Below are 16,753 nucleotides of genomic sequence, written 5' to 3'. Positions count from 1 at the left end.
AATTTGGTAAAAAAATTAAAGGTTAGAGCATTGAGCTATTTATCTTCACTAAGTGTCAGCAGCTAAAAATCCAGTGGTATTGTATGGTTGTCATTACTTGCTGCTTCATCATCTTTTTGGGTTTCTTGAGCGATATCAGCAAGCTCTGCCGCAAGCGTTTGTTCGTCAATAGTACGCAATGCATCGCTTATCACTGCTTTAGATATATTACTACGTCCAAGATTAGAAAACATCGGCTGAATATAGTTGAGCACCTCCATCATTGCCCCGATACGATGCGGTCCTTCGGTCAGCAGATGCTCAATAATACGCTCATCAAATTGCCAACCACGCCGACGTAAAATAGACTGTAATAATGCTTTACGGTCTGCTAGGTCATGACCATTGGGTACTTTGAACGTGGGTGCTTGTGCTAAACGAGTCAGCAGATCAGTCAGCTGAAACGGCAATTCACTGGCTGGTCTATTGGCAGCAAATAGTAACTGGCGCTGCCCTTCACGGCTGCGGTTTATCAAATGAAACAAGGCTTCTTGCCATTGAGCGCTATGTTCCAACACTTCTAAATCATCAATGGCGATAAGATCAAAGTTCTCTAAGGATGACAGTACGTGGACATCGGTATGAATCAACTCATTAAGTGATAAACAAATTGCTGACTTATCCATCTCAATGAATGACTCACAAATAGCCGATAGCAAATGAGACTTACCAGTAGCAGGGCTACCGAATAGGTACAGCTGGCCTATCAGGCCGACATGTAGCTGCCGCACTGCATCAATAATCGACATCCAACCTGGACCAGCAAAGTCGCTGAGACTCGCATCGTGCTTAATGTCCAGATTGAGACTTAGCTGTGCTTCTGCCATGAATCATCAACTCGTTTTGCATAGCGCAATGTAAAGAAAAAATTAATTTGTTGAACAATCTTCTTTAAACTGGCTTAAATACTGCGTGACATAAATTTTTTGGTATTGGCATGTAGTTTTCTTAACTTACATTTTTTTGTTATCCAACAGTTCTCTCGTTCAGTAATAAATTAACTAAATGCTTTATTAAAAAAGACCTTTGTCAAAATTAACCGAAACGAGCAACTGCTATAGTTAATACTGCGCCTATATATAACATATTTACAAAATGACTGACAAGTCTTTTACTTACTAAGCCTGATTAACTGCTATTCGTCAATCTAACATTTAACAACTGCTGCTTGTCTGATCTATCGCCTTCAATCTTAACTTACTTATCTTTCTTCAAATAAATTTAGTTGTTTACGACCCTTATAAAAGTCGGTAGAGCGATAATAATTATAGAGATGTCGAAATAGTACGTTAAGTACAGCGGATACAGGCAAGGCAATCAACATACCGACGAAACCTAGTAAGCTTGCGCCTGCCAATACAGAAAAAATAACCCATAACGGTGAAAGCCCGATTTTATCACCCAACAGGAGTGGCTGTAACACGTATCCTTCGGCCGCTTGTCCTACTAAAAACGCACCAACGATTAGAGACAGATAAGTCCAATTTAGACCAAATTGGAACAGACAAGCAATAACGGCGGCTATGAAACCAAGTCCAAAACCTAAATACGGTACAAAACTCGCAACACCTGCAACCATACCAATAATTAGTCCAAGCTCAAGCCCAATCAGTTGTAATTGCACAGCATAAATAATCCCTAACAGCACCATGACCAGTAATTGACCTTTAATGAAAGCCATCAATGCACGGTCACACTCTTGGGCGATGCCAATGACTGTTTTGCAGTAAGCAGTAGGAATAGCCACTTTCCAGCTAAGCAGACGTTTGTCCCAATTAAATAAGAAATAAAACGTCAGAATGGGTACTAGCACAATCAGTCCGGCATTATTAATAAAGTTCATACTTGAGGCAAGTATTTGGCTCATCCATGTACTGGCGTCTGAGAATCTATAATGCGTCTGCATATAATCTACTAAGGTCTCGGACAAACCCTTCGCCTCTAACTCTGGCAGACGAACAGGGCTATTATTAGTAAACCATTCACGTACCACTTCATCATACCAGCTCAGAATTTTGGGCAAATATTCCCAAGCGGCTTGCAGCTGATGCCACAACGTTGGCACAATCCACCAGAGTAGCAACACCATACTGAAGGTCAGTGCTGAATAGACGACAATAATGGCTATCCAGCGTCTAACATACCTTGATAAGCGTTTGACCAGTGGATTAAGTAAATAAGCCAGTATGAATGCAATAACGAACGGTATAATGACCGGCATCATCAAATACAATAAAAATAGGGTTACAACAATAGCAACGACAATAAATAAGCGCCGAAAAAAAGGATCTATTGGTTGATTTATCATTAAGGGCAATCCTACGATTAAGCTGATTTGAGATGATGACGTTACTAGAGCTGGTCATATAAGTTATTAAATGACTTTCCTATAATAGTAATCATTAGTACGGTAATTTTACAATTGCTTTGGCGCTTTATTATCGCAGAGTACAGTAAAAAATCAGTCATTTTTTGTGTCTTGGTTTTTTATTTGCCGCTTATAGCAAATCTTGGTCAAATATTGGCAAGTTGCTTTGCGAGTGTGGCCTATTTTTGGGTATAATGCGCGCACCACATTCAAATTTTATAATACTAACTTCAATTATTCATTGTAATGAATAACTTCAACTATTAATTCCAATTATCTATCCCCAACTGTGAGATGACTATGAGTGACAAGCCTTCTTTAAGCTACAAAGATGCCGGCGTTGATATTGATGCAGGCGATGCACTGGTTCAACGAATCAAGTCCGTAGCAAAAGCCACTAATCGCCCTGAAGTTGTGGGTGGACTTGGCGGTTTTGGCGCCCTATGTCGTATTCCGACAGGTTACACCTCTCCTCTACTCGTATCTGGTACTGACGGCGTTGGTACTAAGCTTAAGTTGGCACTACAACTAAATCGTCACGACACTATTGGCATTGATTTGGTGGCAATGTGCGTTAATGATCTATTGGTTTGCGGTGCAGAGCCGTTGTTCTTTTTAGATTATTATGCGACTGGTAAGCTTGATGTCGATGTGGCGGCGACTGTCGTGACTGGTATTGGTGATGGTTGTAAACTTGCCAATTGTGCCCTTATCGGTGGTGAAACGGCTGAGATGCCAGGCATGTATCAAGATGATGATTATGACCTAGCTGGATTCTGTGTGGGCGTGGTTGAAGAAAGCGAGGTCATCACTGGTGAAAATGTCGCAGAAGGCGATGTTCTAATCGCTCTTGCTTCAAGTGGCGCGCATTCTAACGGCTATTCGTTAGTACGTAAAGTCATTGAAGTCAGCGGTACTGATGTTACTAGCAGCAATGAGCAGCTAGATGGCCAACCTATTCAAGATGCGCTAATGGCACCTACTCGTATTTATGTAAAAGCGATTAAAGCTCTGCAGGATACCCTTGGTAGTTCAGCTCTGCATGCGATGTCACACATTACTGGTGGCGGCTTAACCGATAACTTGCCACGCGTATTACCGGATAATTTAGCTGCTAGCATCGATACCAATAGCTGGCAGTTCTCAGAGCTATTCACTTGGTTACAAACCCAAGGCAATATCGAGCAAAGTGAAATGTATCGCACCTTTAACTGTGGCATTGGGTTTGTCATCGTTGTTCCTAAAGATAAAGCTGAAGCGGCGATTAAAACGCTAAATGATGCTGGCGAAAAAGCGTGGCAGCTGGGCGAAATGATCAAGCGCAGCGCTGATGACCAGGCGGATGCAGTGGTGTACCGTTAATGTCAGTATCGCCAATATCAGATGATAATCTACAAAGCACTTCTAAAAGTATCGCAAAAGTATCGGCTAAACCTTTACGCATTGCGGTATTGGTATCAGGCAGTGGTAGCAATCTACAAGTATTAATAGATGCTATGCAAGCAGGTGCACTACCGATTGAGATAGTCGGTGTCATTAGTAATCGTGAGGATGCTTATGCCATCACACGTGCGCAAGATGCCGCTATTCCAGTAGAAGTATTGTCGCACGTTGCTAATGGCAAACGCATGGGAATCAAAACTTTTGAGAGTCATGCTAATGCTCAACTGGTAGAATGGCAAGCAGATTTGATTGTATTAGCTGGTTTTATGCGGGTATTGAGTGCAGATTTTATCGATAACGCACCAGCACCGATGATTAACCTACACCCTTCTCTATTACCTGTTTATAAAGGGCTAGATACTCATCAGCGTGCCATACAAGCAGGTGAGCGTCATCATGGCTGTAGTATTCATGTCGTCACTGCTGAGCTCGATGCGGGCGCTGTTTTGACCCAAGCTTTATTAGAAATCAATCAAAAAGATACGGCGGATTGTCTACAAACGCGAGTGCAAAAGCTTGAGCATCAGCTATTGCCTTGGACAATTTTGTTATTAGCTAAAGGTGTAATCAACCTGAATAGTCAGGGCAAAGAAACTTTTTCTATGTTACCCACCTTACCTTTAAAGCTGTATTTAAACAGTTAATGCAATGGCAAGAAGCAAAGAAAAATATTAATCATTTAAAACTATCGCTCATAAAAAAGCCCAGTCACTCAATTTATGAATGACTGGGCTTTTCGGTATCTAATGTTTAAAGTGTCGTAACTTCAAAATCTGTACGTGTTCTTAACTGTTATGAACGTGGACACCTTTGATGTTTACGAATTCTTTAATACCGAAACCACCATGCTCGCGACCATGACCAGAGTTTTTCACACCACCAAAAGGTAATGCTGGATTTGCGAGGCCATAACCATTGATATAGACCATACCCGTATCAAACTGTTCATTGGCTAGACGTATAGCTTTGTCTTCATCTTTAGAGAAGATAGCGCCACCTAAGCCATAACGGCTGTCGTTAGCAATACGTAATGCATCGTCTTGATCTTTAGCACGTATCAACGATGCTACTGGACCAAATAGCTCATCATCATAAGCTGGTTGACCTTTTTCAACATTTTCCAAAATAGTCGCTGGATAGAAGCTACCTTTACCTTCTGGTAATTTACCACCAACAGATATAGTAGCGCCTTTGCTTACGCTCTCTTCCACTTGCTCATGCAATTTTTCTTGCAGATCTTTGCGGGCTAATGGACCAAGATCCGAGCTGTCGTCCATTGGATCGCCTGCTTTTTTGCTTTCGAACTCTTCAACGATACGCTTACGGAACTCATCATATAAACTGTCGACAACGATAAAGCGCTTTGCAGCAACACAAGTTTCGCCATTATTTATCAGACGCGCTAGAGTACAAGTTTGTACTGCAAGCTCTAGGTCAGCATCCTCTAAAACGATAAATGCGTCATTCGAGCCCAACTCTAGGACCGCTTTTTTGATTGCTTTTGCTGCTTGCTGACCGACGATGCTACCTGCACCATCACTACCAGTGAGCGTCACGCCACGTACTTTATCATTACCAATTAACTTTTCTGACTGATCATGATCGATTAGAATAGTACGGAACAAATCGTTCGGTAAGTCAGACTCATGGAATATTTTTTCAATTAATAAGCCAGAACCAGTCACGTTTGCTGCGTGCTTAAGCAGAACGCTATTACCTGCCATCAAATTGGCTATGGTATAACGGAACACTTGATAAGCTGGGAAATTCCAAGGCTGCATACCATAGATAACGCCAATGGGCTGATAAGTGACAATACCTTTTTTGAGACCTTCGATGTCACGTTCATCATCAGCAAGCGCGGCCACACCCTTCTCTGCGGTGTAATCACAAATCGCTTTACATAGATCAATTTCTTGTAGACTCTGACTATAAAGTTTACCGCGCTCTTCAGTCATAAGACGAGATAGCTCCTCTTTGTACTTCATCAAGGTCTCGCCAATAGAATTAATAACCTTCGCACGCTCTTCATGGCTAGTTTTACGCCATTCTAGAAATGCTTGATGCGAGGCTTCAACAATGTTGTTAACCTCATCATTACTCATATAGTTATATTCTTTAATGTCTTCGCCTGTTGCTGGGTTTACAGTAGTAATATCTGCCATGATTATTGACCTTATCCATTTATTTAGTTGATTGATAAATTGCTTAGATGATACTAATTACAAAACACATATTTCTTAGTCTTATCATCTAGCTCTAAACAGTTATTATTCTAAAGATGTTCGTTTTAAAGATATTCTTGCTTAACGTTCAACTTTTCTAAGTTCGAATTATCATAACAAAACTATTCGCTTACAGTTTTACAAGATATAAAGAAATGTGCTTGGTATGTTAAGAATGTGACTGTCTTATTAAGAACTACTTAACCAACCCTAAGTTCAGACAAATAAAAAACCAGCACAAAGGCTGGTTTTATTTAACATTAAACTTTAATAGAAGTTGCAATGATTTAGAACAGCCCTGATGCTGAAATGGGAAGTGCCTAAATAAAAGCTACCTTAAAACAGATGATTAATGGTGGGTATTTCTTGCTCCTGATTCTCTTCATCAGCAACCACCTGCCGTGCAACATGCATGATAAGTTGTCGTAACCAGCGATGCGCTGGATGATGCTGTAATAACGGTGACCATGCCATCGTCAGCTCAAATTCAGGAATAAAGAATGGTGGCTCTTTCATCATAATACTGTCGTTATTGGCCTGCATGCGTGCAACTCGGGTCGGCAATGTCGCAATCAAATCTTTGTTTGCCGCGAGCATGGCCGGCATCTGATAATGACGAGTAAAGACACTAATCTGCCTTTTTTGTCCTAGACGCTGTAGTGCTTGATCGATAGAGCCAAGTCCGCCAGACTTTTCTGGATTGACTCCGAACCCCACGCCCATACCTGTCTTGGATACCCAGACATGCTGCGCTTTTAGATAGTTTTTTAGATTAAAACGGTTAGCATAAGGGCTTTCAGATGAGAGTAAGCAGCTAAAAGTGTCGCGCCAAACTAATACTTGGTGGAAGCTTTGCGGAATCTCGTTGAAGCGGTTAATCGCCAAATCAACTCTCCCTTGCTCCATATCACGATAAGACACGTCTGAAGGTGTCAAAAAGTCCAAAATCACATTCGGTGCTTCAGAGCGTAAAGCTTTTACCAGTTTTGGTACTAACGTTGCCTCAGCATAGTCTGAGGTCATAATACGAAAGACACGTGACGTGCTATACGGTCGAAACTCAGTACGCGGCTCAAGTACTTGAGTCAGATCAGCGAGTATCTCACGAATACGTGGTTGCAGCTCTAAAGCTCGTTCGGTCGGCGTCATACCTTCAGATGAACGCACCAATAACGGGTCGTTGAATAGCTTACGCAAACGTCGCAATATATTACTCATTGCAGGCTGGGTGATGCCTAACTGCTCAGCAGCACGTGTGACGTTTTTTTCTCTTAACAATACATCTAAATGCACCAATAAATTTAAATCGACCCGCTGCAAATTCATATGTATTTCTCTTTTACTTAGAATAAATGCTATTTAATACTTAGCAATTTTTGCGTTGTTTTTATAGATAATTATGGGTGTTATACAGCCATTAGTAGGAAATTAAGAGTATTTTTTGCATTAACTTTGCTCAATATTAGCTATTATAACGTAATTCTTCTAAACTCAAACCATTGTTTTTGTTACTCTATATATTATAGAAATACCAAAGATAACTATCATAAATTAGGTAAATCTTGGTAACCCCGCTATAGTGAGTTATACAAATAATTGACAGCACAGACAATAATTCTTATCTCAAATCGTTATTTTATTTATATAACTAAACAACGTATTTGTACGATGGGTTGTTACGTAGCTCAACGATTAAGTGCTAGCATCATCATATAATGCTTTGACTATTTATGTCTAAATACGCAGTTAGTTATTGTAACATTTCTTATTAGTAAGCAGAGATTTGGTAGGTGGTGAGATTTCTGCTGCAATGTATCGAGATATGAATGTCAATACAAACCTAATATGCTTTGACTACTAACTACTTTTTCTAGTAGAGTCAAGTAAACCTCTTGTATTTTACAGCAGGTTTGTTTAGGGTAATAGAGATAAGATTTATAGTAAATTGTCATTCGCCGTTTGTGAGGCGGACTTCAATTTGCCCTTAGTAGTACCAATAGCAATTAAGTTTCAACGCAAGTTAGTACAATCGTAATCCCTGTAAATTCCTCGCAAATCAAATTTAGTTACGATCATTTTACCACTTGATTCTGTGCTCGTTAGAATTTGTTCGTCAAACTTTTAATACCCCACCAAGGAGACTGTAGATGTCAACTACTTATAAATCAGCAATCGATTTAGTACGTGAATTAAAGCAAAAACACGGTAACTGGCAGAATATCAGCGAAACTGATGCTGCACGTATGATGGCACAAAACCGCTTCAAAACTGGTTTAGACATTGCAAAGTACACTGCAAAAATCATGCGTCAAGACATGGAAGATTATGACAACGACACATCTCAGTACACGCAGTCTCTAGGTGCATGGCATGGTTTTGTTGCCCAACAAACTATGTATGCTAAGAAAAAATACTTTGGTACTACTGCTAAAACTTACATCTACCTATCAGGTTGGATGGTAGCAGCCTTACGTTCTGAGTTCGGTCCTCTACCTGACCAATCGATGCACGAAAAAACATCAGTACCTAAGCTAATCGCAGAAATCTACACGTTCTTACGTCAAGCTGATGCTAAAGTGCTAAACGACTACTTCCGTGAGCTAAACGCTGCTGAAGAAGCGGGTCAAGATACCACAGCCATCCAAGAAAAAATCGAAAACTTTGATTCACATGTTGTGCCAATCATTGCTGATATCGATGCTGGTTTCGGTAACGAAGAAGCGACTTACCTATTAACTAAGCAAATGATCGAAGCTGGTGCTTGTGCTATCCAAGTTGAGAACCAAGTATCTGACGCTAAGCAATGTGGTCACCAAGCTGGTAAAGTAACTGTACCGCATGAAGATTATATCGCAAAAATCAATGCGATTCGTTATGCATTCTTAGAGCTTGGTGTTGAAGACGGTATCATCGTTGCTCGTACTGACTCTGAAGGCGCATCACTAACGCAAAAAATCCCAGTATCAAATGAGCCAGGCGATCTTGCTTCTCAGTACATCGACTTCATCGAAATGGAAGAAGTGACGCTAGAGAACGCGAAAGAGAACGATAGCTTGCTTAAGCACAACGGCAAACTTGTACGTCCAGTTCGCTTGCCAAACGGTCTATATCAGTTCCGTGAAGATACTAACATCGACCGCGTTGTCCTTGACTGTGTAACCGCTCTAGAAAACGGCGCTGACCTACTATGGATCGAAACACCGACTCCAGACGTAGAACACATTAAAATGATGGTTGATCGTATTAAAGAGCAACAGCCTAAAGCTAAGCTAGTTTATAACAACAGCCCATCATTCAACTGGACGCTTAATTTCCGTAAGCAAGTTATCGCTCAATGGGAAGAAGAAGGCAAAGACATCTCTGCATACAATAAAGATGACTTGATGAGTGTTGATTATGACGGTACTGAGCTTGATGCAGCAGCTGACGTTGCCGCTAAGAACTTCCAACGTGATGCATCACGTGAAGCTGGTGTATTCCATCACTTAATCACGCTACCTACTTACCACACGACAGCACTTAGCGTTCATGAACTTGCTAAAGGCTACTTCGGTGAAGACGGTATGCTTGCTTATGCAGCTGGCGTACAACGTAAAGAAATTCGTGAAGGCATCGCTTGTGTTAAGCACCAAGCAATGGCGGGTTCTGACCTTGGCGATGATCACAAAGAGATCTTCTCTGGTGACAACGCTCTAAAAGCTGGCGGCGGCAAGAACACAATGAACCAGTTCTAATTACCGACCATCTCTAAGTACAGATTACAAGAAAAGCTGCCCTACATCATGTAGGGCAGCTTTTTTATTGCAACTTAAATAATTGTAGAATGGTAGACTAATAGTTATTAGTCAGAATTATTAGGAGCCATCATGCAGGAAATAGAGCTAAAGTTTTTAGTACCAGAGTCGCGGCTAAAGAGCCTGATGCGTCAAGCCCAAGTCAAGTCCTCACAGATTACGCAACTGGCAGCGCATTATTACGATACACCTGATCAACAGCTTGCACAGGCTGGTATTGGCTTACGTATTCGTAAAGAAGGCGACACCTGGGTACAGACTATCAAAGCTGGTGGCGATGGTATTGCGGCACGTTTAGAGCATAATGCTACATTAGATAATGCACAAGTACAGGCCATGCTGGATAATAATAAGCTAATGCCTGATTTGACGATTTATAAGAACACCTCAATTGCCTCTGCTTTGGCCGATTTCAAGCTCAAAAAACTGGCACAAAAACTAACACGCCAATATGTTACTGATGTACAGCGCACTACCCGCTTGTTAATAGAAGATAGTAAAGATGAGAATAGCAATAGTATTGAGATGGCGTACGATCATGGAGAAGTGATTCATGGCAATGATGATACCCAGCGCGATCCTATTCAAGAGATTGAGTTTGAGCTGGTCTCAGGAGATTTAGACTTTTTATTTACGACTGCTAAAACGTGGTGTAAGCGTTATAAGCTCTGCTTGTCTACCGTCACCAAAGCTGAGCGCGGTGGTCTACTAATCACTGGGCAAAATCATAGTCCAGCGGTTAAAGCTGACCTGAGCCAGCTGAATATTAACAAAGACAGCAGCATGCCTGCCTTTGTACGCGCAGCAGTGCATAATTGTCTGTTGCAGATATTACCGAATAGTAGTGCTGTCGTGGCTGGCAGCAAAGATGATGAGCATGTCTTACAACTATCCATTGGTATTAACCGCCTGCGTGCTGCATTACAAGCATTTGCTGGCTTTTCTGATGAGCTTAACCCTGACTGGCTGCCGATATTAAAACAAACAGCGACCTTACTTGGTAGCTATCGTGAACTCGCCTATCTTGCTTCATATATCGAACCTAAACTGCAAGAATTTAGTGCCCCTGTAGTCGATTGGACTGCAGACCTCGAAGCACTAAAAATTAAGCCTATCGATGCGGTAGCAGCCAATGATTTTCAATTAACTCTACTGGAGCTGATTGCCTTTGTTATGAGTGATCCACACCTTGAACCGCAAGCTGATAAGTGCGCCAATGATAAACTGGCAAAAATACTATCTAAACAGCATACAAAGTTTGTGAAAGCCGAGCAAAGCCTAGAAAGTAAAAATGATGCCAGCGATGATGGCTCTGATAGTAAGGATTTGGAAAGCGTTGATTCACATAATGTTAATTTAGAAAGCAGTGATAAAGACCAAGCGCTGCATAAATTGTACCGCCAATTAACAGATTTACGCTATATCAATCAGTTTGCCGTGCCATTATTGAATAAGAAAGATGGTAAAAAGAAAGCCAAACGCTGGTTAAAACGTTTGATAAAAGTGCAAAAAGCATTGGGTCGATATTGTGAACATCTTCAATATCAACAACGTTATCAGCAAAAGTCAGAAGAAAACTATAATGCGCTGTATGGTGCAGGCTGGTTTGCTGCAACGCTAAAAGAAGACCTTAAACGCACTGAAAAACACTTGGCTAAAGTGAAAGACAGTTCGATATTTTGGTAAAGGTGTTCATACAAAATAATAACAATGCAGAATAAAAGAGACAGCTCCATTTATAAGAGCTGTCTTTTTTAACCTTAAATTGATAAAGGTAACATCGCCAGTTATTTATAAACTTTATTGACCAAACCAGTATCTAGCTCGCTACTATAGTGACGGCTGTGCCTTCTTCTACTTGCTCAAACAGCTCAAAGATATCCTCATTACGCATACGTACGCAGCCATGGGAGTATGGTGCGCCCATAGGTTCAGTGTCTGGTGTGCCATGAATATAGATATAACGCTGATACGTATCACAGCCGCCTTGACTGTTCCCGCCTTTATTAACACCTTCCTCAAGACCACTTAGCCATAAAATACGGCTTAATATCCAATCACGTTCAGGATGTAGCGCGCCAAGCTCAGCACTATATACCTCGCCCGTAGATACTCGTCCAACAAACACAGCATTCATGGGCTCATCCTCACCTATCTTCTTGGCAATGATATGTTTGCCGAGCGGTGTACAGCCACTATCTTGCTGGCTACCAATGCCGTTCTTAGCAGTGGATACTGTATATTGAGCAAGTTCAGTTTGCTGCTGATATGCTGTTAGAGTTTGCTTAGCAATATTGATTACTAGCTGCGTATCGGTGCGGTTGTTATTTATCATAAAAGCTTCCAGCTGTCATTCATAACATGATTAATAGCATTATCAGTAAAATGATTATAAATTTCTATTATTAAGGGATTGTATCAAGACATTTGGCACCGTAATATAGGGGCACACTTTTTGATGCTAGCAGATTATGACGACTATTTCACCGACACGTGTGTCGATGTATGACTTTTTATACCAAGATACTCAGCCAATGGTGTCGTTATTAGCTGATGTCGCTCAGCTATCATTACCACAGACACGCCTTGCAGTTGGCTTTGGTTTACAAGCGATTGTAAGTGCTCTACTCGCTTATCAACAGCGTTATCAAGGTCTGTCTGTTAGCAAAAAGCTATTTAATCGTAGTGCAGTAAAAGAGCTACGTCGATACAATTCTATGAACTTTACAACCATCAAGGCAACGTCATATCATCGTCATGATGTCGCCAATGCAATATTTAAAGACAGCACTGATGTGATCAAGGCTAGCGAATACATAGCAAATAAGATTGACGCTACTACCTCTCAGGTCCAAACCTTGCTCACTTGTCTGTGTGTTATCGTTTTACGAGAGCTTGCAATCTTAGCGGACTATAGCCAGCTTGATAATGATGAGATTGACAAATGGTTTGCTTTGCAACCACAGTTTTTATCACTTGAACGCTTTGCAGCTATTGAGCCGAAGATAACTCCTGCAGATAATAAAGAATATACCATATCGACAAAATCGACAGAGTTAGAATTTGATAGTAAAGAGCTTAATGTCTTTGAAAACAGACAACTATCAAGCGTGCCCCCACCTTTCGACCCTTATTGGTATGAGCTGACCGCATTCAAACCCGATAATTATAAACCGGTACAAGATATGCAGCTGGCAACTGGTCACTATCTAAAAGCCATCGGCCGTTCATCTGATAATTTGCAGCAAGGCGGGCATAATGACTTGTTGATATTTGCAGAAATGACGGCCATCACGTTGCCGCATCAACGCTGGTTATTACAGCTGGCCAAAATTTCAGAGATCTACTTGCAGCGCGATCGTTTGCGCATTACCTCTGAACCTGAAAACCCACCAAAACCACCTTTGGTAAGTTTAGGGCTAATCGGCGGTAACAGTGAAAGTGCGCCAGCAACTACTAGCGAGATACCAATTGAATACGATGCACCAGTCCCTATTTGGAAAAACCCCATTATCCTGATTATTATTTTGGTTATTGGTAGTCTCAGTGCACTTGCGACCTTAAAATACCAAACGCAGAAATCTAATGGTGCCATACCTGCAACGGCAGAAGTGTTAAAGCAAGACCTCATGGAAGAACGTCAACAGCAGGATGTAGCCATTGTGATGGTAGATGATGGTGAAACTGATATTAAAAAAGCAGCAAAAACTGAATAGAAGAGATTAGCTATTAGAGCATGTTCATAAAATAGGCTTTTAATAAAATTTAGTAGCAATAAAAAACAGAGATACTATTGATATAGGTCTCTGTTTTTTCTGTGATCCAAAGGCTTACTTGACTATCAATAGTCTATAAATCTTATTTTGATAAGTCACGACCACGGCTGGCTTCAATAGCTAGACGTAGACCATTTAGACGGATGAAACCTTCCGCATCTTTTTGATCATACGCGCCAGCATCATCTTCAAAAGTCGCGATTTTTTCATCAAACAAAGAATCATCCGACTTACGACCAACGACGCTAACAGCACCTTTGTACAACTTCACACGTACCGTACCGTTTACATACTCTTGTGATTTATCAATCAAAGCTTGTAACATCATACGTTCAGGACTAAACCAGTAACCATTGTAGATAGTTTTAGCATAGCGTGGCATTAGCTCATCTTTTAGATGCGCCGCTTCACGATCTAGCGTTAATGACTCAATGCCGCGATGCGCTTTTAACATAATTGTACCAGCTGGTGTCTCGTAGCAACCACGTGACTTCATACCAACGTAACGGTTTTCTACGATATCTAAACGTCCGATACCATGCTTGCCACCGATTTCATTTAGCTTAATCATAATCTCATATGGCTTGAGTGTCTCGCCGTCAATCGCAACGATATCACCTTTTTCGTATTCTAATTCTAGATATTGCGCTTCATCAGGTGCTTCTTCTGGGCTGACTGACCAACGCCACATATCGTCTTCTGCTTCAGCATATGGATCTTCTAGGATACCGCCCTCATAAGAGATATGCAGTAAGTTAGCATCCATTGAGTAAGGAGATTTGGTCTTATTACCCGCATAATCGATCGCAATATTATGCTCTTTAGCATATTCCATCAAGCTTTCACGGCTAGACAAATCCCACTCACGCCAAGGCGCAATGGTCACAACATCTGGAGACAAGGCAACAGCACCGAGCTCAAAACGTACTTGGTCATTGCCTTTACCGGTCGCACCATGGCTGATAGCGTCAGCATTGTGTTCTTTGGCAATCTCGACCAATCGTTTGGCAATCAGTGGACGGGCGATAGAAGTACCGAGCAGATACTCACCTTCATAAATAGCATTGGCACGGAACATAGGAAATACATAATCGCGGGCAAATTCTTCACGTAAGTCTTCGATATGGATATGTTTGATGCCCATCGCTTCAGCTTTAGCGCGCGCCGGCTCTACCTCTTCACCTTGACCAATGTCAGCAGTAAAAGTAATCACTTCGGCATCATAGGTTTCTTGAAGCCATTTAGCGATGATTGAGGTATCAAGGCCACCTGAATATGCCAATACGATTTTATTGATATTTTTTGGATCAAGCTGAGCCATGAACAACTCCTAATATAAGAATTTAGTTATCGGAAAAGATGCTAAGAATGAATTGAAGTATAAATTGCCTACTCAGTGTACATCATATTCACAATTGGCAAAAGTGTAACTCTCTTACGAGTCATAATTTATCAACAATTCATCTTATATTTGCTAGCGATATTGATGATAATTGTAGTGATAATCATGAAAAAGGTATTCAAAGACTGCGTCGTTATATTTGGTTGCATATTTAGTCAAGCAGTCAAATCTGCTATTATAGTAAAGAGCCAAATATCGATGTAAATAAACATTATGATGGATAAGCATTGTTATAAAATAAATATCCTTATGTTAAGCAAAATATTTAACCATAATTTTTGAATTTGAGACGACGGGTCAAAGAACCTATCTCAACCCATAGCAGCAACTCTGATGTTTTATTTTCATCTATACCCTTTATATACCTTTTTTTAACGATAGCAATTATTACAAAACTTGCGCCTTAGCGTCTTTTACTATCATCTTTTTTCACTATACCTTAAGACATAGAAAACTATGACCCCAATTACTGATTCCATTAAAGAGTTAACTATCCTTCAGCCAGACGATTGGCATATTCACTTGCGTGATGATAAAGCACTTGCCACCACTGTAGCGCATGCGGCGGCAAGCTTTAATCGCGTCATCTGTATGCCAAATCTAGTACCACCAGTTAAAAATACTGATGATGCGCGTGCCTATCGCGCTCGTATCATGCAGCATTTGCACGATAGTAATTTGGATGCTGAGCGCAAAGCTGCTTTTGACCCACGTATGACTTTATATCTAACTGATCAAACTACCGCAAAAGATATTGAAGTAGCTGCCCAATCAGGTATCGTACAAGCGGTCAAACTGTATCCTGCGGGCGCTACGACCAACTCTGCTGATGGCGTGACTGATATCAATGCCTGCGTTGATGTGTTCGAAGCCATGGAAAAGTATAATTTACCACTACTACTACACGGTGAAGTAACGCACGACCATGTCGATATTTTTGATCGTGAAAAGCGCTTTTTAGAAGAGGTACTTGGGCAAATTATTGCTAAATTCCCTACTCTCAAAATTGTGATGGAGCATATTACTACTAGTGACGCGGCTGACTTTGTCTTAGCACAAGGTAATCAAGTTGCGGCTACTATTACCCCGCAGCACTTGATGTTCAACCGTAACCACATGCTATTGGGTGGTATCAAGCCCCACTTTTACTGTTTGCCTATCTTAAAACGTAAACAACATCAAGAAGTGCTGCTAAATGTTGCTACTAGTGGCAGTCCAAAATTCTTTTTGGGAACTGATTCAGCACCACATGCAACAGACAAAAAAGAAGCCGCTTGTGGCTGTGCTGGCTGCTACAGCTCATCAATTGCCCTACCCTTATATGCGACCGCATTTGATAGTGTCGGCAAAATTGATAAATTAGAAGGCTTCACTAGCCGTTTTGGTGCACAGTTTTATGGCCTACCAGTTAACGAAACTACCGTTACCCTAACGAATAACCCTATGCAAGTGCCTACAGGTTACCCTTACTTTGATGGGCAAACGCTTACACCATTAATGGCTGGTGAGATGCTACCCTGGTCTATCAAAGCATAAACAGTACACAAATCCTCTCAATGCTATCGAGATGTTGCTAGTGTTCAATTGCTATTGTCTTGATAGCATCGGACACTAGCAATATCTCAATGTATTCGTATTACCGATAGAAGTGACTTAACTTAATATGACCACCCAAAACAAAGCTACCTTGTCTACTGACGACTCAT

General features: G+C 41.0%; 12 protein-coding genes. 6 read left to right on the top strand and 6 right to left on the bottom strand.

Translation table 11 applies throughout. The features are described from left to right. Positions 1-62: 62 nt before the first annotated feature. Positions 63-866, bottom strand: coding sequence for a DnaA regulatory inactivator Hda (gene hda, locus ACTQ9S_RS07670; RefSeq protein WP_068036793.1), 804 nt, complete (start codon positions 864-866; stop codon positions 63-65). A gap of 374 nt (positions 867-1,240) precedes the next feature. After that, entirely contained in the window at positions 1,241-2,347 is a 1,107-nt protein-coding gene (locus tag ACTQ9S_RS07665) for an AI-2E family transporter (RefSeq protein ID WP_068036796.1), read from the bottom strand. A gap of 360 nt (positions 2,348-2,707) precedes the next feature. On the opposite strand from ACTQ9S_RS07665, the gene purM reads away from it, so the two are divergent. Further along, on the top strand, positions 2,708-3,769 hold the full coding sequence (gene purM / locus ACTQ9S_RS07660; protein ID WP_440454603.1) for a phosphoribosylformylglycinamidine cyclo-ligase: 1,062 nt from the start codon (positions 2,708-2,710) through the stop codon (positions 3,767-3,769). Then, positions 3,769-4,494, top strand: a complete 726-nt coding sequence (gene purN, locus ACTQ9S_RS07655) for a phosphoribosylglycinamide formyltransferase (protein WP_068036801.1) — start codon at positions 3,769-3,771, stop codon at positions 4,492-4,494. Before purM ends, purN begins: the two co-directional genes overlap by 1 nt. Positions 4,495-4,635: 141 nt before the next feature. Here the strand turns inward: purN and ACTQ9S_RS07650 are convergent, their stop codons facing one another. Together ACTQ9S_RS07650 and ACTQ9S_RS07645 are read right to left on the bottom strand one after the other, a co-directional pair. Continuing rightward, on the bottom strand, positions 4,636-6,015 hold the full coding sequence (locus ACTQ9S_RS07650) for an NAD-dependent succinate-semialdehyde dehydrogenase (RefSeq protein WP_068036804.1): 1,380 nt from the start codon (positions 6,013-6,015) through the stop codon (positions 4,636-4,638). Positions 6,016-6,411: 396 nt separating this feature from the next. Continuing rightward, positions 6,412-7,401 carry a LysR family transcriptional regulator gene (locus ACTQ9S_RS07645; protein WP_068036814.1) on the bottom strand — a complete coding sequence of 330 codons (990 nt, stop codon included), beginning with the start codon at positions 7,399-7,401 and terminating at the stop codon, positions 6,412-6,414. An 821-nt stretch (positions 7,402-8,222) separates the two neighbouring features. Between ACTQ9S_RS07645 and ACTQ9S_RS07640 the strand changes: the two genes are divergently transcribed. After that, entirely contained in the window at positions 8,223-9,809 is a 1,587-nt protein-coding gene (locus tag ACTQ9S_RS07640) for an isocitrate lyase (RefSeq protein ID WP_440454602.1), read from the top strand. A gap of 132 nt (positions 9,810-9,941) precedes the next feature. Next, positions 9,942-11,555, top strand: a complete 1,614-nt coding sequence (locus tag ACTQ9S_RS07635) for a CYTH and CHAD domain-containing protein (protein WP_440454601.1) — start codon at positions 9,942-9,944, stop codon at positions 11,553-11,555. A gap of 133 nt (positions 11,556-11,688) precedes the next feature. Here ACTQ9S_RS07635 and ACTQ9S_RS07630 read toward each other — a convergent pair whose 3' ends face one another. Beyond that, positions 11,689-12,204 carry a L,D-transpeptidase family protein gene (locus tag ACTQ9S_RS07630; protein WP_440454600.1) on the bottom strand — a complete coding sequence of 172 codons (516 nt, stop codon included), beginning with the start codon at positions 12,202-12,204 and terminating at the stop codon, positions 11,689-11,691. Positions 12,205-12,340: 136 nt separating this feature from the next. Between ACTQ9S_RS07630 and ACTQ9S_RS07625 the strand changes: the two genes are divergently transcribed. After that, the gene (locus ACTQ9S_RS07625) at positions 12,341-13,585 is read left to right on the top strand and encodes a hypothetical protein (protein WP_440454599.1); all 1,245 of its coding nucleotides are present in this window, start codon (positions 12,341-12,343) and stop codon (positions 13,583-13,585) included. Between the two features lie 142 nt (positions 13,586-13,727). Here the strand turns inward: ACTQ9S_RS07625 and ACTQ9S_RS07620 are convergent, their stop codons facing one another. Next, positions 13,728-14,966: an argininosuccinate synthase gene (locus ACTQ9S_RS07620; protein WP_068328649.1), complete on the bottom strand. Its 1,239-nt coding sequence runs from the start codon at positions 14,964-14,966 to the stop codon at positions 13,728-13,730. 537 nt (positions 14,967-15,503) lie between these two features. On the opposite strand from ACTQ9S_RS07620, the gene pyrC reads away from it, so the two are divergent. Then, positions 15,504-16,583: a dihydroorotase gene (gene pyrC, locus ACTQ9S_RS07615; protein WP_440454598.1), complete on the top strand. Its 1,080-nt coding sequence runs from the start codon at positions 15,504-15,506 to the stop codon at positions 16,581-16,583. Positions 16,584-16,753: the final 170 nt, after the last annotated feature.

The organism is Psychrobacter sp. ASPA161_9 (assembly GCF_051970275.1).
Taxonomy (GTDB): Bacteria; Pseudomonadota; Gammaproteobacteria; order Pseudomonadales; family Moraxellaceae; genus Psychrobacter.
This window is presented reverse-complemented; position numbering and strand designations above follow the sequence as displayed.